Below are 24543 nucleotides of genomic sequence, written 5' to 3'. Positions count from 1 at the left end.
AGCTTCGTGCAGATAATTTCGGAATGGGTAATCAATATCGTCATTTTTATTTTGCTGGCAATGATTGTGGACATGCTCCTTCCGGATTCGGCGATGAAAAAATATGTGAAGCTGGTTGTGGGGCTGCTGTTGATCTCCATTGTCGTAACACCCATATTTAAATTTCTGTCCAATGATTTTGATAAGGCCCTGGATTCATTTTTAAACAGTCAGAGTAATCCGGGCATTGCTTTGGAAAAAACAGCTGAGGAAAAAAAAAGAGAAATAGAAACATCACAGCATGCATATATATTAGAGCAAATGGCTGTCCAACTTAAAGAGAAAGCTGAAAAGGAGATGATTGAAAGTCATGGCATGACCATAACCGATATCGATATATCAAGTACTTCTTCTCCCGCGCAGGATCCGGAAAGCGTTTTAGAGTCTATTAAAAAAATAACGGTCCATATCGAGCCTATGTCGAAAAAAGAGTTGGTGGCCGAGGTGGAGCAAGTTTCAATCCAGATTAAGGACCCGCCGGGTAATGATAAAGCCGGCCGGGATGAAAAGATCAGGTCCACGCTCGCGAGCGAATGGGACGTGCCAGAATCGAAAATAGAATTGGTGGCGAAGGGAGGAACCGGTGATCCATGAGTAAAAATAACGGTCCTCTTGATTGGTTGAAAAGTTTATGGACAGAAGGCACTAAGGGAGATCCTTCACAAAAGAAAAACAATAAATTGTTTTACGTTCTCATTCTTGTGCTTGTGGGTGCGGCTTTAATGATCATCTCCGATTTATGGAAAACGGGGGAAGAAAAAGACTCAATAGCAGCGATGAAAGAACTGGAAGCCGGTGCTGATGATGAAGAAGCTTTTGGGAGAAAAAAGGATTCCGAAAACGGCATGAAAGAATTGGAAAATCAATATGAAAATCAATTGAAAGAAGCTCTTGAGCAAATAGTGGGCGTACATGATGTGACCGTTATTGTAAATGTGGAGGCTACCGAAAAAACAGTCTTGGAAAAAAACCTGACATTAAAAAATCAAACAACAGTGGAAGAAGACAAAGAGGGCGGAACTAGAAAAATAGAAGATCAATCAACTGAGGAGCAGCTTGTTCTGATCAAGGAAGGGGACAAAGAGGTTCCGTTTGTTCTCGAAACGAGAAAGCCGGAAGTTAAAGGTGTCCTTGTGGTAGCCGGCGGAGCCGAAAATATTCAGGTAAAAAAATGGATTGTAGAGGCGGTAACAAGAGGTCTTGAGGTTCCAAGTCATAAAGTGGCTGTCATGCCGAAAAAGTCAAAGGGGGATTCATAATGCTTTTGAAAAAACAGACAGTTTGGCTCCTGACCATGCTGAGCCTTGTCGTGGTACTGTCCGTATATTATGTCACATCCGATCCGGCCAAGAATGACTTGGCAACTGGTGGAAAAGAACAGGCTGCGGATGATATGGCAGCCAGTGATAAAGACATGAAGGTGATCACTGAGGCATCGGGAGACGAGGCCTTTGAGGCTGTCCGGCTGGAAGTCCAGGATAAACGAAGCAAGGAAATAGCAGATTTAACGGCTCAAGTAGCTTCTCCCGATTTGACTGCCGAGGAGAAAAATGAACTATATACAAAAATGCAGGATCTGCAAGCAATGGAAACAAAGGAGAAGACTTTAGAAAGCCTCATCAAGTCTCTTGGATACGATGATGCATTGGTCCGGACGGAAAATGATGAAATGCTCATTACGGTTAAAGCCAAAGAGCATTCCCGGGCAGATGCAGCCCGTATCCTTCAGGTGGTCAGGGAGGAAGTCGGTACACATACAGTTGCCACAGTCGAGTTTCAAACGAAATAGGAAATTGGCGGAGGGGAGGATTCCTGTCCGTCTTTCTTTTTGGCCTTGCCGTCTTGCTGAGCTTGTCGCCCCTAATCGGCCGCCCTTCGCTTTTTCTATTGATTTTTACTATTTATTTCTGTATATTAACCCTGTCGTCGTTGAATTTATATATCTTGTTATATTATGATATTAAGAGCTACTCATAATTTTTAAGGGGTGTCGTGTATGCTGAAGATTCAGGAAATCCGCGAAATTATAAAACTTATTGATCAATCAGACATTGAGGAGTTTGTCTATAAACATGATGGCTCAAAAATCGAATTGAAAAAAAGAGTAAACAGACCTGTTGAGGAGACGGTTCGCTATGTGACAGAGCAGGTTCAGGCACCGCAGCCTGTAATCCGCCAGGAAGCCGCACCTGAAGTGCCTGCGGTGGAAGCACCGGCAGCCGAAGCGACACCGGCACAGGAAGCTGAAAAAAGCAACTTACATAAAATCGTTTCACCGATGGTGGGAACTTTTTATCAGGCTCCCTCTCCCGACAGCGATCCATATGTGAAAGTTGGTTCAGAAGTCACTTCGGATTCCATCGTTTGCATTGTTGAAGCGATGAAGCTGTTCAATGAGATTGAAGCGGAAGTTGAAGGGAAAATAGCGGAAATACTTGTGAAGGATGGAGAGCTTGTAGAATATGGCCAGCCGCTATTTTTAGTTGAGCCCAAGTAAGGAGCGAAATACATGATCAAAAAACTTTTAATTGCAAACAGGGGAGAAATTGCCGTCCGTATCATACGTGCCTGTATGGAGCTGGACATAGAAACAGTCGCTGTTTATTCCGAAGCCGATAAAGAGGCGCTGCACGTGCAGTTGGCGGATGAAGCCTATTGCATCGGGCCTACAGCTTCCAAAGACAGCTATTTGAACTCGGCCAATGTCATCAGTGTAGCCAAACTGACGGAATGTGACGCCATTCACCCCGGCTATGGGTTTTTGGCGGAAAATGCGGATTTTGCAGAGCTTTGCCGCGAGTGCAATATCATATTTGTCGGTCCCAGCCCGGAAGCCATAACGAAAATGGGAACGAAGGATGTGGCCCGTTCAACGATGAAAGCTGCCGGTGTGCCGATTGTACCCGGATCGGACGGAATTGTTGAAACAATGGATGAAGCAAAGAAAATAGCCGGGGAAATCGGATATCCCGTGATCATCAAAGCCACAGCAGGCGGCGGGGGCCGCGGAATCCGTGTGGCCAAAACGGAAGAAGAGCTGATCAAAGGAATTGAAATCACCCAGCAGGAGGCTGCTGTCGCATTCGGAAACCCAGGGGTGTATATTGAAAAATATATCGATGATTTCCGCCATGTTGAAATCCAGGTGCTGGCTGATACCCATGGAAACACTATCCATTTGGGAGAGAGGGACTGTTCCATCCAGCGGAGGCTCCAAAAGCTGCTGGAAGAAACTCCGTCGCCCGCGCTGACACCGGAAATGCGGGAAAAAATGGGGCAGGCAGCTGTAAAGGCGGCAGAAGCGGTTGATTATACCGGTGCGGGAACAGTGGAGTTTATTTTTGACCACAGAAATCAGGAATTTTACTTCATGGAAATGAACACGCGAATTCAGGTAGAGCATCCCGTTACCGAAATGGTGACAGGGATTGACCTAATAAAAGAGCAGATCTATATTGCATCAGGCAAAGAGCTGTCCGTGAAACAGGAAGAAATCGAATTTAACGGCTGGTCTATTGAATGCCGGATCAACGCTGAAAACCCTGAAAAAGGCTTTATGCCTTCAGCAGGGAAAATAGAGATGTACCTGCCCCCGGGAGGCATGGGAGTACGTGTGGATTCAGGTGTATACCCTGGTTATACGATCCCGCCTTACTACGACTCCATGATTGCCAAACTGATCACCTACGGTTCCACAAGGGAAGAAGCCATTGCGAGAATGAAACGTGCGCTTGAGGAGTTCATCATCGAAGGGGTTTACACGACGATTCCTTTCCACCTGCAGCTTCTTGAAAATGAAACGTTTGTAGGCGGAGATTTCAACACAAAGTTCCTGGAACTGCATCCTGTCATGAATAAAAAATAAACCGGAGGTGCTTTTAATGGAAGAAAAATTAACCATGCTTGAAATGACGCAGGAAAACGGCCAAGATTATGGCAAGATTGAAATAGCCCCTGAAGTGATTGAAGTAATTGCCGGTATTGCCGCTTCTGAAGTGGAAGGCGTCGCCCAAATGAGGGGCAACTTTGCATCCGGAGTTGTTGAAAGGCTTGGAAAGAAAAACCACGGAAAAGGAATCCGGGTGGAACTTTCGGAAGAAGGAATCATTGTCGATGTATTTTGTCTGATGAATTTCGGCGTCTCCATTCCGGCCGTCGCCCAAAAAGTGCAGGACAATATCCGCCAGGCATTGCTCAACATGACGGCACTTGAAGTTGAAGAAGTGAATATTCATATTGTTGGTGTGACATTCGATCAAGGCAAACAGGAATCTGAAGAAGAATTTGAGACGGAATAGACCAGGCCAAAGGTGAAACCCCTTTGGCATTTTTAAATGGTGGACCGAATGCTTGTTTTTCTTCTTGTGTGGTAAACTAAGAAAAACCCAAAGGGCACCAAATGCCTATATTAAAGGAGCTTTTTTGATAATGAAAAGAAGAGAAGCGCGCGAAAAAGCTTTACAGGCTTTATTTCAAATAGATATGAGCGGCATTCCTCCCGAAGAGGCTCTGGAGAATGTACTGCAGGAAGGACAATCCGATGGCTTTTTGCAGGATTTGATTATTGGTACTGCCGCCAATTTAAAAGAAATTGACGAAGAAATCAGCCGCTGTCTGAAAAAGTGGTCCATTGACCGCCTTGGCAAGGTTGACTTGAATGTACTTCGGATCGGCACGTATGAATTGAAATTTACCGAAGTTCCTCCAAATGTGGCCATCAATGAAGCGATTGAAGTGGCAAAAACATTCGGAGATGAAAAATCGGGACAGTTTGTAAATGGAATATTATCGAAAATCAAAGGAGAAGAGTAGAAAAGGAGGGCCAACAATGACAGCCGAGTTGATCGACGGGAAAAAAATATCGCAGGAAATTAGAAAAGGGCTTGAAAAAGAAGTAGCTGAATTGACAGCCAAAGGAATGAAACCTGGACTTGCGGTCATTTTGGTAGGGGATAATCCTGCCTCAAGAACCTATGTGACATCCAAACAAAAAAGCTGCAGGGCCATCGGAATGGAATCAGTATTGATTGAATATCCCGCTGATGTCAGTGAAAAAGAGCTCCTTGACAAAATTACGGAATTGAATGCTGATGACAGCATTCATGGGATATTGGTCCAGCTCCCGATCCCTCCGCACATTTCGGAAACAAAAGTCATAGAAACCATTTCCCCGGAAAAAGATGTTGATGGCTTCCATCCCATTAACATTGGAAAAATGATGACCGGCCAAGATACATTTTTGCCATGTACCCCATTTGGTGTCATGGAAATGCTAAAATACATTGGAATCAACCCTGAAGGCAAGCATGCTGTCATCATCGGCAGAAGCAATATCGTGGGGAAACCGATGGGGCAATTGCTGTTGAATGAAAATGCCACGGTCACATATTGTCACTCAAGAACAAGTGATTTGCAGTCTTTTACAAAACAGGCAGATATATTGGTTGCTGCCGTCGGGAGAGCGAAAATGGTCAAAGCGGAACATATTAAACAAGGTGCAGTGATCATAGATGTCGGCATGAATAAAGATGAGCATGGCAAATTATGCGGAGATGTGGACTTTGAAGACGTAAAAGACAAGGCAGCTTATTTAACGCCTGTTCCCGGCGGGGTTGGCCCGATGACAATCACAATGCTGTTGTACAATACAGTGAAATCGGCACAAAATCGTTTAAATGATCGCAATGGCAATTAAATAATAGTAGAATATAAGGTGAACTGGTAGAAAAGCTGTCAGCTATAACAAAGGGACAGCTTTTTTGTTGAATCGCGAAAGGCGGCAGTTTGGATATGAGAAAACCGCAATATTTGACGGTAAAAGCTTTAACAAAATACATAAAAAGAAAATTCGATGCAGATCCCCACTTGGAGCAGGTGTATGTAAAGGGAGAAGTCTCCAACTTTAAAAGGCACTCAAGCGGGCATATGTATTTTACATTGAAAGATGAAGATGCCAGGATCATGGCCGTCATGTTTGCCAGGTTTTCTTCCGGAATGAAGTTTATCCCTGAAAATGGCATGCACGTTCTTCTCAGAGGGAACGTAAGTGTCTATGAAATGAGCGGCCAATATCAAATCTATGTGCAGGAGATGCTGCCCGATGGAATAGGCGAGCTTTTTCTTGCTTTTGAGCAGTTGAAAGAAAAACTTGGAAAAGAGGGGCTGTTTTCACAGGAATCCAAGAAGCCCATACCGGCGTTTCCAAAGGTGATCGGCATTATCACATCCCCGACAGGTGCAGCAATACGGGATATTATCACCACGATCAAACGCCGCTATCCTTTGGGAAAGATACTGGTCATCCCTGCCCTGGTACAGGGGAAAAATGCTTCAAAGTCGATAGCGGATGCAATCCAAAGAGCAAATGCAGAGACCGTCGCCGATGTTTTGATAGTCGGACGCGGCGGAGGGTCCATGGAAGAGCTATGGGCATTTAATGAAGAGATTGTGGCCAGGGCTATTTTTCAATCCGGCATCCCTGTCATCTCGGCTGTCGGCCATGAAACAGATGTGACAATAGCGGACTTTGTTGCCGATCTCAGGGCTGCTACTCCGACAGCGGCAGCCGAATTGGCAGTCCCTCACATTGAAGATCTCATGGAGCAGCTTCTGCAGCGCAAAACCCGGCTTTACCAAGCCATGGGAACTATCATCAAAACAAGGCGCAATCAATTGAATTACATGGAGCAGTCATATATTTTGAGGAACCCGCACAAGCTGTATGAGCAAAAATGGCAGCTGCTTGATCAGAGGAAGGAAACTCTTAACGCAGCGCATAACCATATTATTTTACATAAGAACAGCCGTTATGCAGAGCTGCGGGACAGACTCGCAAGAAACCATCCTTCTGCTCTCGTGGAAGTGAATAGGGAAAGGGCTGCAAGAGCTGAAAAGAGGCTCCAGCAGGAAATGCGTGCGGCCATAAGAGCGAAAATCACTGAGTTTATGGGAAAAACGGCTACGCTTGATGCGCTTAATCCATTAAGTATACTTCGCAGAGGTTTCAATATAGCGCATACGGAAGAAGGAAAACTGGTCAAAAGTGTCCGGCAGGCAGAAATCGGAGATCCATTGATGTTGACACTGGCGGATGGAAGATTATATTGTACAATCGATAACAAAGAAGAGGGTGCGAAAGAATGAGCGGGAAACTGACTTTTGAGGAAGCCCTTGAGCAGCTTGAAATGATCATAAAAAGGCTGGAAGAAGGGGACATTCCATTGGAAGAAGCGCTTGAAATATATCAAAAGGGGATGGAGCTGTCCAAAGCCTGCCATGATAAGCTAAAATATGCCGAGGAAAAATTGACGAAAGTTTTAACAGAGAACGGTGAAGAGGAATTCCATGTCAGTGAGGAGGATCAAGCTTGACGGATACTTTAAATATCTTCATGGAAAAACACAAGGAAATTTTAAACAAAGAATTGAAGAATCGCATCTCCAAGCTCGATACTCCGCCCAAATTGAAGGAAGCAATGGCATATTCCCTTGATGCCGGAGGAAAAAGGATCAGGCCGCTTCTTCTTTTTGCAGTGATAGACTCATTCGGAAAAGATACGGCTGCCGGTCTGTCAACGGCTGCTGCCTTGGAAATGATCCATACTTATTCATTGATTCATGATGATCTGCCGAGTATGGATAATGACGATGTTAGAAGGGGAAAGCTGACAAACCATAAAGTGTTCGGTGAAGGGATGGCTATTTTGGCAGGCGATGGACTCCTGACATTCGCCTTCCAGTTAATCTCCGGGGATCAATATTTGCAAGACGGGCAAAAGGTGGAGCTGCTCCATTTACTGTCCAAATGTGCAGGGCCGGAAGGTATGGTCGCAGGCCAGGTTGCAGATATGGAAGGTGAAAATAAAGAACTCGGCATAGATGAACTGGAATATATCCATACACATAAAACCGGCAAGCTTTTGACGTTCAGTGTTCTCGCAGGAGCCACCATAGGCGGTGCAGACCGCAGGCAGATGGAAAGTTTTGAACAGTTTTCGCACCATTTGGGGCTGAGTTTTCAAATCAGTGATGACATTCTGGATGTGACTGGGGATGAGGAGCTGATGGGAAAGCCGGTAGGAAGTGACACCGGGAGACATAAAAGCACATACCCGTCGGTACTTACACTTAAAGGTGCCAAGGAGCATCTTTCCCTCCACATAAAAGAGGCGAAGAAAGCACTTGGCCAAACAAATTTAAATACTGAAATACTGAGTCGAATCACCGACCTGATAGCCGACCGCACCCATTAATACTAATGTTTGTGTTGAAACACCGGTTATGATATAATTTTACGCAGATTATCGGATGGTGCAGTATTCTAGTCGGCCTACCGGTTCTGAAGGTGAGCCTAAAAATTCACTAAAGGGCACATCGATGAAGTTCCTTGTTCCGGCTTGAGGAGCCCAGCCTTGGGTCGGAGCTGGGAGTAAAGGTATAAGGGCGATCCGCAAAGGCATGTGGGCGTAGACCCTTTTACCGCGGAGGCTTCGCTTTGTTCGGCTGGCTTAAATGCATTGCTCGAAAGCGAAGTATAGACCTGCAACGTGATGAAGGGCATCACTAGCAGCGTAGCCTGCCTTGAGTGAAACATGAGGGGATTATGGTTATAAGAAGGCGGCCCGGTTGGCCATCGGTGCTGTTTTCTTCAGCCCATATGAAATCAGTTTTGCAAAAGAGGCTAGGAACCAGGTTAAAGGCTGTTGGGGAAATCTCCTAGACTGTTCCAAGGGACATATGAAGGGGATTATAGTGCGGACTAAGTGGCAATCCAGTCTGGCATTTGGCGACAATGCCAAGATGGGTTTAAAGGGAAACCGCCGTCATGGCGACATACGGTACCTGTCTGGGAAAACCTACTGGACCTAAGCCGTAATTTTTACTCTTCTTATGACCATCCGAGTTAATGAAGAAGAACGGTGAATGAACGTTTGTTATGAATGAATTGATAAAAAATTCCATAAAATGGAGTATTAGCATTGCCGTTATCACTTTTGTGTTAGCGGCTATTTTTTCAATTGCTTCTAACGGTGTCCTGATTGGGTTATCGTGGACTTATGGCCTTCTTGTTGTTCTATTTATTGTATTAATCGGGATCTTTTTTGATATGATTGGGATTGCTGCAGCTGCTGCAAATGAAACGCCATTCCATTCAATGGCTTCAAGAAAGATATACGGCGCTAAACATTCCATCCGGATTGTGAGGAATGCCGACCGTGTGGCAAGCTTTTGCAATGATGTCATAGGGGACATATCCGGCATCATCAGCGGAACGGCTTCCGCGCTTGTTGTTATCCAAATCGCCCAAAGCGCCGGCCTGTCCAGCAATCTTTCGGCCGAATACGCAATCAACGTTGGGCTGACAAGCCTTATTGCAGCACTGACAGTAGGGGGAAAGGCGCTCGGCAAATCTTTTGCCATTACCCACTCACGCGATATCATTTTTCATGTGGGAAAGGTAATGCAATTTCTTGAAGAAAGACTCCATCTCCCAATTATTAAAGACAATAAGAAGAAAAAGCCGAAGCAAAAAAACAAGAAACGAAAGTGAGTGATCCTTTTGGATCTCATGTCAATTAAAGATCCTTCTTTTCTTAAAGATCTTAATAAGGAACAATTGGAGGAACTGAGCTCCAGCATACGGCGCTTCCTCATTGAAACATTATCAAAAACCGGCGGACATATCGGTCCGAATCTGGGAGTGGTCGAGCTGACCATCGCCCTCCATAAATGCTTTGACAGCCCAAAAGACAAGATACTTTGGGATGTCGGCCACCAATCCTACGTGCATAAAATCTTGACGGGAAGGGCCGGCCAATTTGATACTTTGCGCCAATATAAAGGGTTATGCGGATTTCCTAAGATGTCGGAAAGCGAACATGATGTATGGGAAACGGGCCACAGCTCCACATCTTTATCCGCAGCCATGGGAATGGCGATCGCCAGGGATGTAAAAAAAGAGGACAATTATGTGATTCCAGTCATAGGAGATGGAGCCCTTACCGGTGGAATGGCTTTGGAGGCTTTGAACCATATCGGGCATGAACAAAAAGACATGATTGTCGTGCTGAATGACAATGAAATGTCCATTGCGCCAAATGTAGGGGCGTTGCATAATGTTCTCGGACGGCTCCGGACAGCCGGGAAATATAAATGGGCAAAAGAAGAGCTTGATTATTTACTGAAAAAGATTCCTGCTGTTGGCGGGAAGCTGGCTGCCACTGCCGAAAAGGTGAAAGACAGTTTAAAATACATGCTTGTTTCCGGCATATTTTTTGAAGAAATGGGCTTTACCTACCTTGGCCCTGTCGATGGACACGATTATGATGCATTATTTGAAAACCTCGCCTATGCGAAAAAAACAAAAGGCCCTGTCCTTTTGCATGTTATTACAAAAAAAGGGAAAGGGTACAGCCCTGCTGAACATGATAAAATCGGAACTTGGCATGGGACAGGCCAGTATAAAATTGAAACAGGAGACTTTATTAAACCTGTCAACACTCCGCCTTCATGGAGCGCTCTGATAAGTGAAACCGTCAGGAAGCTTGCGAGGAAGGATGAACGCATTGTAGCCATCACACCGGCCATGCCGGTCGGTTCGAAACTCGAAGGTTTCGCTTCCGAGTTTCCGGACCGGATGTTTGATGTCGGGATAGCGGAGCAGCATGCCGCTACGATGGCAGCAGGTCTGGCCACACAAAAAATGAAGCCTTTTTTGGCTATATATTCCACTTTTTTGCAAAGAGCCTATGATCAGGTGCTGCATGATATTAGCAGGCAGAACTTGAACGTTTTTATTGGCGTTGATCGTGCCGGCCTTGTCGGTGCTGACGGCGAGACGCATCAGGGCGTATTTGATATAGCTTTTTTACGAAATTTGCCGAATATGGTCTTAATGATGCCAAAAGATGAAAACGAAGGCCAGCATATGGTTAACACGGCTTTGAAATATGACGACGGTCCGATTACACTGCGTTTTCCCCGAGGCAACGGCTGCGGGGTGCCTATGGACGAAGAGTTGAAAAAAATTCCTATCGGATCCTGGGAAGTGTTGAGAAAGGGGAAAGATGCCGCCATTTTGACATTCGGCACGACAATTCCCATGGCACTTGAAGCAGCCAATCGTTTGGAAAAACAAGGCATATCCGTTCAGGTCGTGAATGCGCGATTCATCAAACCAATGGATGAAGCCATGCTGCACGACATTTTTCAAGCGCATATGCCTATCCTTACAATTGAAGAAGCCGTCCTTCAAGGCGGGTTCGGAAGTGCTGTTTTGGAGTTTGCTCATGACCATGGCTACCACCATGCATTCATTGACCGCCTCGGCATTCCCGACCGATTTATCGAACACGGAAGTGTCAAGGAGCTTCTGAATGAAATCGGATTGACACCGGACAATATAGTAGTCAAAATAAAGTCGCTTTTGCCAAAGAAGCAAAAAAGGGCCTGAACAGATGAAAGCAAGAAAGCAAAGACTTGACGTTTTACTGGTTGAAAGAGGATTGATCGAAACAAGGGAGAAAGCAAAAAGGGCCGTCATGGCGGGGCTTGTATTTTCAAATGAAACAAGGTTGGATAAACCGGGGGAGAAAGTGAATGATGATATTCCGCTGAAGGTCAAAGGCAGCATGATGCCGTATGTGAGCAGAGGCGGATTAAAGCTGGAAAAGGCATTAAATGCGTTTGATCTCTCGGTCAAAGACAAAGTCGTGCTGGATATTGGGGCGTCAACAGGAGGATTCACAGACTGTGCGCTCCAGCACGGTGCCAAAATGTCCTATGCACTTGACGTAGGATACAATCAGCTCGCATGGAAGCTTCGCCAGGACGACCGGGTGGTTGTAATGGAAAGGACAAACTTCAGGTACGTTACCCCTGAAGACTTCCCTGGTGAAAAACCGGATTTCGCTTCCATTGATGTCTCATTCATTTCCCTGAGGTTAATATTGCCCGTTTTAAAAAATCTGCTCGTTCCGCACAGCGATGTTGTCGCTTTGATCAAACCGCAGTTTGAAGCAGGAAAAGAGCAGGTCGGAAAAAAAGGCATTGTCCGCGATCCGAAGATTCATGAAGAAGTCATCCGCAGAATCAAGGACATGGCGATTGCTGAAGGCTATGATATCATGGACCTTTCCTTCTCCCCCATTACAGGCGGAGAAGGAAATATTGAATTTTTAATCCACTTGAGGTGGGAAGGCGGCCGGAACACCGGAACTGATAAGAGCCCGGTAACGGCAGCGGATGTGGTCAAAGAGGCCCATGGGGCATTTGAATAAAATAAATGGGGAAAAGGGGTAATCTAAAGAAGATTGCCCTTTTTTCGGTGTTAAAGAATGTACAAATTGGCCTGGGTCATCCGATAGGCAGGCGCTTGCGCCTTTGTTTTTGGTTCATTATAATACTTGATAGTGAACGTATAAAAATACAAAATGCTGTAAATGTAATGAGGTGAATATATTGAGCAAAGGACGGCGGCATTTAAAAATCCGTGAAGCGATTGGAAACAATGAAATAGAAACTCAGGATGAACTGGTTGATTACCTTAAAAATCAGGGCTTCAATGTGACACAGGCGACAGTATCGCGCGATATAAAAGAATTGCACCTTGTAAAAGTGCCATTGCCCGATGGCCGGTACAAATATAGTCTCCCGGCGGACCAGCGTTTTAACCCGCTGCAAAAATTAAAGCGGTCGCTGACTGACTCGTTTGTCAGCATCGATAACTCGGAAAACCTTTTGGTGCTGAAAACGCTTCCTGGAAACGCCCAGGCGATTGGAGCGTTGATTGATAATCTAGATTGGGATGAAATTATGGGGTGTATATGCGGGGATGATACATGCCTCATCATATGCCGGACACGGGAAAACGCCGAAGATATCAATGACCGATTTGTAAACATGCTTTAATAGGGGTGAAGCCTTTGTTACAGGAGTTGACGATCAGAAATTTTGCAATCATTGACCAGATTTCCATTTCATTTTCTGAAGGCCTGACGGTTTTGACCGGGGAAACAGGGGCTGGAAAATCCATTATCATTGATGCGGTCCATTTATTGGTCGGGGGCCGCGGGTCCTCGGAATACGTCCGGCATGGCGCGCCAAAAGCGGAAATTGAAGGTCTATTTTTCATCCATGATAATCATCCCTGCTATGCAAAAGCTGCCGATTTGGGCATTGAAATCGAAGAGGGGATGCTTATTCTGCGCCGTGAAATTTCAAGCGGCGGAAAGAGCGTCTGCCGGATCAACGGAAAGCTTGTGACATTGACGGTTTTGAGAGATCTCGGCGGAACGCTGATCGATATCCACGGCCAGCATGAGCATCAGGAATTGATGAATGAATCCATGCATTTATTTCTTCTTGATGAATTTGGCAAGGAGGAAATAGCGAAGAATCTTGTCGCTTACCGCAAAAAGTACGCTGAATTGGTCGAAATAGAAAAGAAAATCAATGAACTGAGCAAAAATGAACAGCAGATGGCACACAGGCTGGACCTTTTGCAGTTCCAGGTCCAAGAGATTGAAAAAGCCGGTTTGAAACTGAACGAAGATGAAAGGCTTGAGGAAGAAAAGAAACGTCTGGTCAATTACGAAAAGCTGTTTGAATCGCTGAAAGCCGGGTATGAAAATCTGCATGAGGATCAAAAAGGCTTGGATTTTGTCGGACAGGCTATGAATTTCATGGAAACGGCAGCCGAAATAGACAACAGATACAAGGAAATGTTCGAGTCGATCTCAAACAGTTTTTATTTGCTTGAAGATACGGCAAGTGCATTGAGGAATGAACTTGATTTATTGGAGTTTGATCCGCACAGATTGGACGAAATTGAAACGCGGCTGAATGAAATTAACCAGCTTAAAAGGAAATACGGCTTTACCGTAGGGGATATTCTTGAGTATCTGGAAAAGATAAAAGAAGAATCAGAGTCAATCATCCACCGAGACAGCCGGATTGAACAGCTCCAAGCGGAACGGACATCCATTAGGGAAGAAGTCCTGAAGCTCGGTAACAAGTTAAGCCTGCTGCGCAAAAAATGGGCAGAAAAACTAAGGAGCGCCATTCATAAGGAATTAAAGGGGCTGTACATGGATAAGACCGTTTTTGATGTAGTATTTCGCAAACAGGATGAAAATATGAACGGAATGGATGACGTGCAATTTTATCTTTCCACGAATCCGGGAGAACCTTTGAAGCCTTTATCAAAAGTGGCATCGGGAGGCGAGTTGTCAAGAATCATGCTGGCACTTAAAACGATTTTTTCGAAAAGGGTCACTTCCGTTATCTTCGATGAAGTAGATACCGGTGTCAGCGGTCGTGTGGCCCAGGCCATGGCCGAAAAGATTCATCATATTTCCAAATACTCGCAAGTGCTTTGTATATCGCATTTGCCGCAGGTAGCGGCAATGGCTGATACTCACTTGCTTATATCGAAAAAAATCACTGACGGAAGAACCCGGACAGTGATTAAAAACCTTAATGAAGCCGAGAAAATAAATGAAATCGGCCGCATGATCTCCGGTACTGAAATCACTTCAATTACGAAAAAGCATGCCAAGGAACTGGTTGAGTCTGCCTATACATTGAAAAACGGTTAAAACGCTTGAAATCCTATCCTTCAATGGGCATCTTTTTTTCCCGCTCCCGGTTATAAATGCCCGCCGGTGAGGTCAAATTATAACTGTGGACTAGAAGGCGAGGAGAGTGAAATGGACATATGAAAGATCGACTAAGACAAATGACAGGTGGAATTCTCCTTGTTTCACTTCTTCTTCTAGGCTTTTCCAATCCTTTTCAGCAATTTATTAATATGCCTTCAAATATTACATTGCTGGAAGGGCAGGAGCATGTGATTTCTAAAGGCGAAGCCGTCACGGCGATGGCGGATTCCCCCGAAAGCTTCTCATACTCGGAACAGGCAAATTCCGTTTCATTAACTGCTGAAACTCCTGGAAAGGACGAGCTTTTTCTACAAATTGCCGGCCTGCCCGTAAAAAAAGTTGATGTGAATGTCCTGAAAAATTTTAAGGTTTTTCCTGGCGGCCAATCCATCGGCGTAAGGCTTAATACGCTGGGAGTCCTTGTTGTCGGCCATCATCTGGTTTCGACAAAAGATGCCAAGGCCTCTCCCGGGGAAGAGGCAGGAATTCAGGTAGGGGACATTATTACAAAAATCAACGGAAAGAAGATTGAAAAAATGGAACAGGTGGCCCCGTTTGTAGAAGATGCTGGAAAGAGCGGAAAAGCGCTTGATTTGACCGTGCAGCGTGAAAAAGAACAATTTCAAACAAAGCTGCTGCCGTTGAAGGATGAAAAGGAACAAGAATATAAATTGGGTTTATATATAAGGGACTCGGCCGCTGGAATCGGAACGATGACTTTTTATGAACCGAAATCAAAAAAATACGGGGCTTTGGGCCATGTTATTTCAGATATAGACACAAAAAAACCAATTGTTGTTGATAACGGACAAATCGTAAACTCTACGGTAACTTCGATCGAAAAAGGGAAAAATGGCAATCCCGGTGAAAAATTGGCGCGTTTTTCGGGTAACCGTGAAGTAATTGGCAACATCACTTTAAACAGCCCGTTCGGGATATTTGGAAAACTAAACAAAGACATTAAAAATGGAGCAATGGACAAAGAAATGCCTATCGGATTATCCCATCAGGTAAAAGAAGGACCGGCAAAAATATTGACTGTCGTTGAAGGAGATCAAGTGGAGCCTTATGATATCGAGATAGTCAGTACCATTCCCCAAAAATTTCCGGCTACTAAAGGAATGGTCATTAAAGTGACAGACAAACGCCTATTGAATAAAACAGGCGGGATTGTTCAAGGGATGAGCGGAAGCCCGATTATACAGGACGGAAAATTAATCGGGGCAGTCACCCACGTTTTTGTAAATGATCCGACCTCCGGCTATGGTGTCCATATCGAATGGATGCTGCATGAAGCGGGAATTGATATTTATGAACAACAAAACTTGGATAAAGTTGGTTGAGGGCACACGCCCTCTTTTTTTATAAAGAAAATTCGACAATGTTAGTAAATTTTATCTAAAAAAGGCGAATTCAGTTGAAAATATTAGCAAATAAAAGCATTTATTGTTTTTTTTCCTTCTTTTGAAAGATTTTAGAGGAATTTAACTTTCATTGGCGTATTTGTTTGTTAGAATATAGTAAAAGCAATCTTTATTCTTTTTTATAATGGGGAGGAAGAGAATTGAATAAAATAAAAGTCGTACTTGCTGATGATAACCGTGAGCTTGTTTCTTTATTGGAGGACTATATGTCAACACAGCCGGATATTGAAGTGATTGGAACCGCTCACAACGGACAGGAGTGCCTGGATTTATTGGGGAAGGTGGAGCCGGATGTATTGGTATTGGACATTATCATGCCTCACTTGGACGGTCTGGGAGTTCTTGAAAGATTGCGGAATTCCGACATCCGATTTCCAAATGTCATTATGCTGACAGCCTTCGGCCAGGAAGATGTGACGACAAAAGCAGTGGAACTCGGTGCATCTTATTTCATTCTCAAGCCGTTTGACATGGAATATTTGGCGAATCATATTCGCGGGGTCAGTGAAAAGGGGATGCCTTCCTTTAAGTCAACCCCGCATTCTAAAACCCATGAAGAGAAAAAACCACAAAATCTTGAAGCGAGCATCACATCGGTCATCCACGAAATTGGGGTGCCGGCACACATTAAGGGGTATTTATATTTGCGTGAAGCCATTTCAATGGTCTATCACGATATTGAGCTTCTTGGAGCCATCACGAAAGTACTTTACCCGGACATTGCAAAGAAATTCAATACTACGGCCAGCCGGGTTGAAAGGGCGATACGCCATGCTATCGAGGTCGCCTGGAGCCGCGGGAATATAGATGCCATTTCCTCCTTATTCGGCTATACGGTCAGCATGTCAAAGGCTAAGCCGACAAATTCGGAATTCATTGCAATGGTTGCGGATAAATTGCGGCTGGAGCATAAAGCTTCGTGAATTCGCTAAATCATCTTTGGCGCATATAATGCCTAAAAAGGGTATGATGTAAATATCCTACTTTAGGCGGTGAGCAGATGACGTTTATTTTTGCACATCGGGGATCTGCCGGGACTCACCCGGAAAATACGATGGAAGCCTTTTTAGCCGCAGAAATGGATGGGGCAGACGGAATTGAGCTGGATGTACAATTAACGGCGGATGGGGAAATCGTCGTGATTCACGATCTAACTGTCGACAGAACCACGAATGGGAGCGGTTTTGTCAACGAGCTTACTTTCAACGAGCTGTCCAAACTGAAGGCCAATTTCCATTCCCTCCATTTTTTTAAAAAAAGCTGCCGGATTCCTTCTTTGCGTGAAGTGTTTGAATGGCTGGAAGGCAATCATCTTTTATGTAATATCGAGCTGAAAAATGCTGTCAATCCATATAGGGGCATGGAAGAAATGGTTATTGAGCTGGTGCATGAGTTTTGCCTGGAAAAGAGGGTGATCATCTCCTCGTTCAACCACAAATCGCTTGTTCTCAGCAGGGAAATCGAACCTGCAATCACAACAGCCCCATTATACAATGAAGTTTTATACAAGCCTTGGGACTATGCAGCGTCCCTTGGGGCATGCGGCATTCATCCGAAACTGAAATCAATTTCCGATAGGGAAATCATGGACACTATGGCATGCGGCATTGCTGTCAGGCCATATACAGTAAATAAAGAGAAAGACATGAAGAGGCTCTTTGCCCTCAATTGCTCAGGCCTGATTACCGATTATCCGGGGAAAGCCTACCGGCTAAGGGAGCAATATCAATAATAAAAGATCTGCAAGCTTTTCGCAGATCTTTTATTATTGATATGTCCAGCTCCGACGGACAGGACGTGCTAGTGCAGGCGAAGCGACAGGACGTCGCTGCTTGAGCCTGCCGACGGACAGGAGGTCCTAGTGCCACCGGCGCCACAGGACGTGGCGCTTTAAGGCGGCCAGCGCCTAGCCCCGCAAGAATCAAGTCGCTTTCGCTTTTCTTAATGCCATATCTTACTGTCCCCTTTTCTTGAAACGGTCCTGAACTTTGTTTCTTTTTCGGTCACGGTGTAAAATAAAGCCACCGATAAATCCTAATCCTATGAGAAAGAAAAGCAGGCCGCCGAGAAATTGCATCCATAAATATGGAAAAGGACGCTGTAAAACGCCAAACAACATATCTCTCATTAATTTTATGCCATAGCCTGCCAATAGGCCGGGCAGGACCAGCAATAGGAGTGCTATAATTCGAGCCATGGAAATCTCCTTATCAATATTATCTCAAAAAAATCATATCTCAACGGAATCATTTGTCAAGCATCGAGCTTTTCGCTACAATCAATTGTAAAATAATAAACTTTTTGGGCCGGACATTTTTCTAATATAAAACCGGCCATTATAAATTAGGTTTGGAATAAAAAATAAAAACGGGGTGAGCTTGTGAAAATATTTGAAACGATGGCCCGGGATGATTATGAGCAATTATTGTTTTGCCAGGATGAACAGTCGGGGTTAAAAGCGATCATAGCCATACATGACACGACGCTTGGACCGGCTCTCGGCGGGACAAGGATGTGGACCTATGACAATGAAGAGGCTGCAATCAATGATGCATTGCGCCTTGCCAAAGGCATGACCTATAAGAATGCGGCGGCCGGTTTGAATCTTGGCGGCGGGAAAGCCGTTATTATCGGTGATCCGAAAAAAGACAAAAACCAAGAGATGTTCAGGGCCTTCGGCCGGTTTATTCAAGGATTGAACGGCCGTTACATAACAGCTGAAGATGTAGGGACTACTGTAGAGGATATGGATCTCATCTATGAGGAGACAAATTTTGTCACGGGGTCTTCCGCCTTCGGCTCTTCCGGAAACCCTTCACCGGTAACTGCCTACGGGTGTTTTGTCGGGATGAAAGCAGTGGTGAAGGAGGCGTTTGGCTCCGATTCGGTAGAAGGAAAGACTGTTGCTGTACAGGGTGTCGGAAACGTTGCATTTGAGCTTTGCCGGCATTTGCACGAAGAGGGTGCCAGGCTGATCGTTACAGACATTAATAAAGAGGCGGTCCGCCGGGCTGTAGAAGCCTTCGATGCAAAAGCAGTGGATCCCGGAGATATATACGGAGTGGAGGCAGATATTTTTGCGCCTTGTGCGCTTGGTGCCATCATCAATGATCAAACGATTCCTCAGCTTAAAGCGAAAGTGATAGCCGGCTCTGCAAATAACCAACTGAAGGAACCCCGCCATGGGGACATTATCCATGAAAAAGGAATTGTATATGCGCCTGATTATGTTTTAAATGCCGGCGGAGTCATAAATGTTGCCGATGAACTCCACGGTTATAACCAAGAGCGTGCGCTTAAGAAAGTCGAAACAATCTACAATAATGTTGAAAAGGTCATTAACATCTCCAAGCGCGATCGTATCCCCACATACGTGGCCGCGGACCGGATGGCAGAGGAACGGATAGAAACGTTACGGAAATCAAGAAGCCAATTTTTACTTAATGATAAGCATATTCTGTACAATAGGATTTAAAGATGTTTAAATGGGCAAAAGCGGAGTGAAACACTTCAAGCTTACGCATGGCATGATCGACTCGGTTTTGAAATAAGGGAGGCACTCAGATGGCTCATGAGTATGATGTGGTGATAATTGGAGGGGGTACAGGCGGATATGTGGCTGCCATCCGGGCTTCACAGCTCGGTTTGAAAACGGCAATCGTCGAAAAAGAAGCCCTCGGGGGAACATGTTTACATAAAGGCTGCATTCCGAGCAAGGCATTGCTCTGGAGTGCGCAAGTGTTCAGCACTGTAAAACAAAGTGAAGATTTCGGGGTTGAGACAGAAAACGCGATCTTGAATTTCAAAAAGGTCCAGCAGAGAAAAACGGGTATCGTTGACCGGCTGTATAAGGGTGTCCAACATTTGATGAAAAAAGGAAAAATAGATGTCTATGATGGTTTTGGACGGATATTGGGACCCTCCATCTTTTCTCCGCTTCCCGGAACTGTATCGGTTGAGATGACAGATGGCAGCGAAAACGAAATGCTTGTCCCCAAAAACGTCATCATTGCAACGGGGTCACGCACAAAATCACTTCCGGGACTGGACATTGACGGTACATATATTATTACATCCGACGAAGCCCTTGAGATGGAGCAGCTTCCAAGGTCAATGATTATCATCGGCGGCGGGGTGATCGGCATTGAGTGGGCATCAATGCTTGCAGATTTCGGTGTGGAAGTGGCAATCCTTGAATATGCCGAACAATTACTGCCCTCCGAAGATCAGGAAGTGTCCAAAGAATTGGAGCGCCTTTTTAAAAAGAAAAAAATCAATGTGGTGACAAGGGCGAAAGTGCAGCCGGACACATTTATGAAGGATGGCGGCTTTGCAAAAATCTCGGCTGAAGTCGATGGCCGGCTCAAAGAGTTTACAGGAGAAAAAATTCTTGTTGCCGTCGGAAGGAATCCGAACTCCGATAATCTCGGACTTCAGAACACGGATATTGAATTGGACAACGGGTTTATCAAGGTAAACGAATATTATCAAACAAAGGAATCTCATATATATGCTATAGGAGATGTCATTGGGGGATTGCAGCTGGCGCACGCCGCCTCCCATGAAGGTATAAAGGCAGCAGAGCACATTGCAGGAGAAGATCCGTCCCCGATTATTTATGATCATGTACCAAGGTGCATATACAGCACTCCGGAAATAGCAGGAGTGGGGTTGACGGAAGATGAAGCAAAAGAAAAAGGCTTTAAGGTCAAAACAGGAAAGTTTTCATTCCAGGCCATTGGAAAGGCCCTCATATTCGGCGAAACCGACGGATTTGTGAAAATTGTATCCGATGAGGATACAAATGATATTCTCGGTGTACATATGATCGGTCCGAATGTAACTGACTTGATTTCAGAAGCGGGCCTTGCCCGCGTCCTTGATGCGACCGCCTGGGAAATTTCGCAAACGATCCACCCGCACCCTTCCTTGGGCGAGGTGATGGGCGAAGCGGCACTTGCAGTGGACGGACGCGCCATACATATATGAAGCAAACATGAAACTTAAATCCATCGGGAGGTAGAAAGGATGGCAAAAAACCGTCATATAGAGCTTGGGCTGAGCGATCAGGAAGTCTTGGAAATGTTTGAGACCATGCTGCTTGCCCGCAGGATAGATGAGCGGATGTGGCTTTTGAACCGGTCCGGGAAAATCCCGTTTGTCATTTCCTGCCAAGGGCAGGAAGCTGCACAAGTAGGGGCGGCCTATGCCCTTGACCGGGAAAAAGATTATGTTCTCCCCTATTACAGGGATCTGGGAGTTGTTCTTGCTTTTGGCATGACTCCAAAAGAAATCATGCTTTCCGGCTTTGCAAAAGCAGAAGATCCGAACTCCGGGGGAAGGCAGATGCCCGGCCATTTTGGAAAGAAGAAAAATCGGATTGTCACCGGTTCTTCGCCTGTTACGACACAGGTTCCCCATGCAGTGGGAGTTGCCCTGGCGGCCAGGATGGAAGGAAGCGATCAGGTCGCTTTTGTAACCTTTGGTGAAGGTTCTTCAAACCAGGGAGACTTTCATGAAGGGGCGAATTTTGCCGGCGTACACAGGCTTCCGGTCATTTTTATGTGTGAGAACAATAAATATGCGATTTCCGTTCCGATTGACAAGCAGCTTGCATGCGAGAAAGTATCAGACCGTGCAGCAGGCTATGGAATGCAAGGTATCACCATTGATGGAAATGATCCGCTTGAAGTATACAAAACGGTAAAAGAAGCTGCTGCCCGCTGCAGGAATGGCGAGGGGCCTGTGCTCATTGAAACTGAATGCAATCGGCTGACACCCCATTCGTCTGATGACGATGACCGCACTTACCGGTCATCGGATGAGATGGCAAAAGCAAAAAGCCAGGACCCCATCATTTTGTTCGGATCCTATCTGAAAGAAAATGGACTGATGGATAACGAACTGGAAAAAGAAATTAATGACCGGATCATGGAGCAGGTGAACGAGGCGACGGATTATGCGGAGGAAGCACCATACGCATCGCCGGAAGATGCCTTGAAACACGTGTATCATGAAAAGGCGTAAGAGGGGGGAGCTTTATGGCAGTCATTTCATATATCGAAGCAGTTACGGCAGCGCTCAGGGAAGAAATGGAGCGGGATGAAAAAGTTTTTGTTCTTGGTGAGGATGTAGGGAGAAAAGGCGGGGTTTTCAAAGCGACCCAAGGGTTGTATGAATTGTTTGGTGATCAAAGGGTCATCGACACTCCTTTGGCTGAATCGGCCATAGCGGGCGTTGGAATCGGAGCCGCCATGTATGGATACAGGCCGGTCGCCGAAATGCAGTTTGCAGACTTTATTATGCCTGCAGTTAACCAGATTATATCTGAGGCCGCCCGCATCCGGTACCGTTCGAATAATGATTGGTCATGCCCGATCGTCATCAGGGCGCCATACGGCGGAGGTGTTCACGGTGCTCTTTATCATTCACAGTCGGTCGAAGCCATTTTTGCCAACCAGCCCGGTTTGAAAATAGTCATGCCATCGACGCCATACGACGTGAAAGGTTTGCTGAAAGCGGCAATCAGGGATGAGGATCCCGTATTGTTCTTTGAGCATAAAAGGGCTTATCGATTAATTAAAGGCGAAGTGCCCGATGAGGATTACGTACTGCCGATCGGCAAGGCCGATGTTAAACGGGAAGGCGATGATATCACTGTCATTACGTATGGATTATGTGTCCATATGGCCCTGCAGGCGGCAGAAAAGCTTGCCAAAGACGGCATCAGCACGCATATCCTTGATCTGCGTACAGTTTATCCGCTTGATCAGGAAGCGATCATAGAAGCAGCTTCCAAAACAGGGAAAGTATTGCTGATCACGGAAGATAATAAGGAAGGCAGCATTATTGGCGAGGTAGCCGCCATCATCGCCGAAGAGTGCCTGTTTGACCTGGATGCACCCGTCAGGAGACTGGCAGGCCCTGACGTGCCGGCCATGCCGTATGCCCCGACAATGGAAAAATTCTTTATGATTAATCCAGATAAAATTGAAAAGGCCATGAGGGAGCTTGCGGAATTTTAATGGTACCCATTAATCATGCGGTAAAGGAGGCTTGTTTTATTTGGCTGTGAAAAATATAACAATGCCCCAGCTCGGAGAGAGTGTGACTGAAGGAACAATCAGCAAATGGCTTGTTGGGCCCGGGGATGAGGTCAAAAAGTATGACCCCCTTGCTGAAGTCTTGACTGATAAAGTGAATGCTGAAATACCTTCTTCTTTTTCTGGCACAATCAAGGAGATCATTGCCCAGGAAGACGAAACACTCGCAGTTGGGGAAATCATATGCACGATCGATACACAAGAGACGGATTCAGGGGAAGAGCCTTCGGTTAAGGACGAGGGAGAGATTGCTTTTGATGCGCGTACAGACCAAGATGATAAAATGAAAAATCGGAATAAAGCCCGTTATTCACCCGCTGTGGTACGGATGGCCCAGGAATATGACATCGATCTGGGGCAGGTTGATGGAACCGGTCTGGGAGGGCGCATTACACGGAAAGATTTGCAGAAATTGATCAATGCAGGAAAGATCCCTGCTAAGGATGAACCAAGCGGCCAGCCAAAGCAGAAGGTTGTTTCTGCCAGTCACGGTATCGCTTTTCAGCCTGTACAAATTCCTGTCCTTCCGGGGGATACAGAAATTCCGATCACAAACATCCGGAGAACGATTGCCGCCAACATGGTCCGGAGCAAACAGGAAATTCCGCATGCCTGGATGATGGTGGAGGTTGATGTAACAGGGCTTGTCCAATTCCGTAACTCTATTAAAGATGAGTTCAAGCTGAAAGAAGGCTTTAATCTGACTTATTTCGCTTTCTTTGTCAAAGCGGTGGCACAGGCTTTAAGGGAATATCCGATGATCAATTCCGTGTGGGCCGGAGACAAAATCATTCAGAAGAAAGATATCAATCTATCTATTGCAGTGGCAAGTGAAGATGTATTGTATGTTCCTGTTATCAAAAACGCGGATGAGCAATCCATTAAAGGGATCGCCAAGGAAATTGCCGGGCTGGCAAATAAGGCAAGGAACGGCAGGTTGAGAACCGATGATATACAGGGTGGAACTTTTACTGTCAATAATACCGGTTCTTTCGGTTCGGTGCAGTCCATGGGAATCATTAATCATCCTCAGGCTGCCATTTTACAGATTGAATCAATCGTGAAACGGCCGGTGATATTGAAAAACGGGGGGATCGCCGCCCGTGATATGGTAAACCTCTGTCTGTCAATGGACCACCGGGTCCTCGATGGTCTCGTGTGCGGCAACTTCTTAAAAAGGATAAAAGAAATACTGGAGAATATTTCAAAAGAAAATACTTCCGTCTATTAGAAAACATACCCGTACTCTATTCGCGAGTACGGGCGTTTTATTAAGTTGTCCGGGTTCCATTACTATAATAAAATGGTAATGGAACAC

The 24543-nt window shown here is 45.4% G+C and carries 25 protein-coding genes; 24 read left to right on the top strand and 1 reads right to left on the bottom strand.

Annotated elements, in window-relative coordinates; genetic code table 11:
• The first annotated feature begins 6 nt into the window (after positions 1–6).
• From spoIIIAF to D4N35_RS00580, 19 genes are all read left to right on the top strand, one after another.
• Positions 7–633 (top strand): stage III sporulation protein AF, encoded by a 627-nt coding sequence (gene spoIIIAF, locus D4N35_RS00670; RefSeq protein WP_164876244.1) that lies wholly within the window; start codon positions 7–9, stop codon positions 631–633.
• Positions 630–1298, top strand: coding sequence for a stage III sporulation protein AG (gene spoIIIAG / locus D4N35_RS00665; RefSeq protein WP_120068393.1), 669 nt, complete (start codon positions 630–632; stop codon positions 1296–1298). Before spoIIIAF ends, spoIIIAG begins: the two co-directional genes overlap by 4 nt.
• The gene (locus tag D4N35_RS00660) at positions 1298–1828 is read left to right on the top strand and encodes a SpoIIIAH-like family protein (RefSeq protein ID WP_120068390.1); all 531 of its coding nucleotides are present in this window, start codon (positions 1298–1300) and stop codon (positions 1826–1828) included. Before spoIIIAG ends, D4N35_RS00660 begins: the two co-directional genes overlap by 1 nt.
• A 207-nt stretch (positions 1829–2035) precedes the next feature.
• Positions 2036–2536: an acetyl-CoA carboxylase biotin carboxyl carrier protein gene (gene accB, locus D4N35_RS00655; RefSeq protein ID WP_120068388.1), complete on the top strand. Its 501-nt coding sequence runs from the start codon at positions 2036–2038 to the stop codon at positions 2534–2536.
• 12 nt (positions 2537–2548) lie between these two features.
• The gene (accC, locus tag D4N35_RS00650; protein WP_120068386.1) at positions 2549–3904 is read left to right on the top strand and encodes an acetyl-CoA carboxylase biotin carboxylase subunit; all 1356 of its coding nucleotides are present in this window, start codon (positions 2549–2551) and stop codon (positions 3902–3904) included.
• A gap of 16 nt (positions 3905–3920) precedes the next feature.
• The gene (locus D4N35_RS00645; protein ID WP_164876243.1) at positions 3921–4337 is read left to right on the top strand and encodes an Asp23/Gls24 family envelope stress response protein; all 417 of its coding nucleotides are present in this window, start codon (positions 3921–3923) and stop codon (positions 4335–4337) included.
• A 130-nt stretch (positions 4338–4467) separates the two neighbouring features.
• Positions 4468–4851 carry a transcription antitermination factor NusB gene (gene nusB / locus D4N35_RS00640; RefSeq protein ID WP_120068383.1) on the top strand — a complete coding sequence of 128 codons (384 nt, stop codon included), beginning with the start codon at positions 4468–4470 and terminating at the stop codon, positions 4849–4851.
• 16 nt (positions 4852–4867) lie between these two features.
• The gene (gene folD / locus D4N35_RS00635) at positions 4868–5734 is read left to right on the top strand and encodes a bifunctional methylenetetrahydrofolate dehydrogenase/methenyltetrahydrofolate cyclohydrolase FolD (RefSeq protein WP_120068380.1); all 867 of its coding nucleotides are present in this window, start codon (positions 4868–4870) and stop codon (positions 5732–5734) included.
• Positions 5735–5829: 95 nt separating this feature from the next.
• Entirely contained in the window at positions 5830–7182 is a 1353-nt protein-coding gene (gene xseA / locus D4N35_RS00630) for an exodeoxyribonuclease VII large subunit (protein ID WP_120068377.1), read from the top strand.
• The gene (locus tag D4N35_RS00625; RefSeq protein ID WP_120068374.1) at positions 7179–7409 is read left to right on the top strand and encodes an exodeoxyribonuclease VII small subunit; all 231 of its coding nucleotides are present in this window, start codon (positions 7179–7181) and stop codon (positions 7407–7409) included. The genes xseA and D4N35_RS00625 overlap by 4 nt, the downstream gene beginning before the upstream one ends.
• Complete coding sequence (locus D4N35_RS00620; RefSeq protein WP_164876242.1) at positions 7406–8290, top strand: polyprenyl synthetase family protein; 885 nt, start codon at positions 7406–7408, stop codon at positions 8288–8290. Before D4N35_RS00625 ends, D4N35_RS00620 begins: the two co-directional genes overlap by 4 nt.
• Before the next feature lie 683 nt (positions 8291–8973).
• The gene (locus D4N35_RS00615) at positions 8974–9588 is read left to right on the top strand and encodes a hypothetical protein (RefSeq protein WP_120068368.1); all 615 of its coding nucleotides are present in this window, start codon (positions 8974–8976) and stop codon (positions 9586–9588) included.
• A gap of 18 nt (positions 9589–9606) precedes the next feature.
• Positions 9607–11490: a 1-deoxy-D-xylulose-5-phosphate synthase gene (dxs, locus tag D4N35_RS00610; RefSeq protein ID WP_390614528.1), complete on the top strand. Its 1884-nt coding sequence runs from the start codon at positions 9607–9609 to the stop codon at positions 11488–11490.
• Positions 11491–11494: 4 nt separating this feature from the next.
• The gene (locus D4N35_RS00605) at positions 11495–12316 is read left to right on the top strand and encodes a TlyA family RNA methyltransferase (protein WP_120068365.1); all 822 of its coding nucleotides are present in this window, start codon (positions 11495–11497) and stop codon (positions 12314–12316) included.
• 181 nt (positions 12317–12497) lie between these two features.
• The gene (gene ahrC / locus D4N35_RS00600; RefSeq protein WP_120068362.1) at positions 12498–12947 is read left to right on the top strand and encodes a transcriptional regulator AhrC/ArgR; all 450 of its coding nucleotides are present in this window, start codon (positions 12498–12500) and stop codon (positions 12945–12947) included.
• Positions 12948–12961: 14 nt separating this feature from the next.
• Positions 12962–14635 carry a DNA repair protein RecN gene (gene recN / locus D4N35_RS00595; RefSeq protein ID WP_120068358.1) on the top strand — a complete coding sequence of 558 codons (1674 nt, stop codon included), beginning with the start codon at positions 12962–12964 and terminating at the stop codon, positions 14633–14635.
• A gap of 119 nt (positions 14636–14754) precedes the next feature.
• Positions 14755–16041, top strand: coding sequence for a SpoIVB peptidase (gene spoIVB, locus D4N35_RS00590; RefSeq protein WP_120068355.1), 1287 nt, complete (start codon positions 14755–14757; stop codon positions 16039–16041).
• A gap of 221 nt (positions 16042–16262) precedes the next feature.
• A complete protein-coding gene (gene spo0A, locus D4N35_RS00585; protein WP_120068352.1) occupies positions 16263–17045 on the top strand; it encodes a sporulation transcription factor Spo0A in 783 nt (260 codons plus the stop codon).
• 77 nt (positions 17046–17122) lie between these two features.
• The gene (locus D4N35_RS00580; protein WP_120068349.1) at positions 17123–17854 is read left to right on the top strand and encodes a glycerophosphodiester phosphodiesterase; all 732 of its coding nucleotides are present in this window, start codon (positions 17123–17125) and stop codon (positions 17852–17854) included.
• Between the two features lie 222 nt (positions 17855–18076).
• Here D4N35_RS00580 and D4N35_RS00575 read toward each other — a convergent pair whose 3' ends face one another.
• Positions 18077–18319, bottom strand: a complete 243-nt coding sequence (locus D4N35_RS00575; RefSeq protein WP_120068346.1) for a DUF2627 domain-containing protein — start codon at positions 18317–18319, stop codon at positions 18077–18079.
• 201 nt (positions 18320–18520) lie between these two features.
• Between D4N35_RS00575 and D4N35_RS00570 the strand changes: the two genes are divergently transcribed.
• The 5 genes from D4N35_RS00570 to D4N35_RS00550 all read left to right on the top strand — a co-directional run bounded on the left by D4N35_RS00570 (position 18521) and on the right by D4N35_RS00550 (position 24456).
• Positions 18521–19597: a Leu/Phe/Val dehydrogenase gene (locus tag D4N35_RS00570; protein WP_430722761.1), complete on the top strand. Its 1077-nt coding sequence runs from the start codon at positions 18521–18523 to the stop codon at positions 19595–19597.
• Between the two features lie 89 nt (positions 19598–19686).
• Positions 19687–21111 (top strand): dihydrolipoyl dehydrogenase, encoded by a 1425-nt coding sequence (gene lpdA / locus D4N35_RS00565; protein WP_120068339.1) that lies wholly within the window; start codon positions 19687–19689, stop codon positions 21109–21111.
• 39 nt (positions 21112–21150) lie between these two features.
• The gene (locus D4N35_RS00560) at positions 21151–22149 is read left to right on the top strand and encodes a thiamine pyrophosphate-dependent dehydrogenase E1 component subunit alpha (protein ID WP_120068336.1); all 999 of its coding nucleotides are present in this window, start codon (positions 21151–21153) and stop codon (positions 22147–22149) included.
• A gap of 14 nt (positions 22150–22163) precedes the next feature.
• Positions 22164–23147 carry an alpha-ketoacid dehydrogenase subunit beta gene (locus D4N35_RS00555; protein ID WP_120068333.1) on the top strand — a complete coding sequence of 328 codons (984 nt, stop codon included), beginning with the start codon at positions 22164–22166 and terminating at the stop codon, positions 23145–23147.
• 40 nt (positions 23148–23187) lie between these two features.
• On the top strand, positions 23188–24456 hold the full coding sequence (locus tag D4N35_RS00550; RefSeq protein WP_120068330.1) for a dihydrolipoamide acetyltransferase family protein: 1269 nt from the start codon (positions 23188–23190) through the stop codon (positions 24454–24456).
• Positions 24457–24543 lie beyond the last annotated feature (87 nt).

This window comes from Siminovitchia fortis, assembly GCF_003605365.2.
Taxonomy (GTDB): domain Bacteria; phylum Bacillota; class Bacilli; order Bacillales; family Bacillaceae_C; genus Siminovitchia; species Siminovitchia fortis.
The sequence above is the reverse complement of the archived record's forward strand: the minus strand, read 5'-3'. Positions and strand labels throughout refer to the sequence as shown.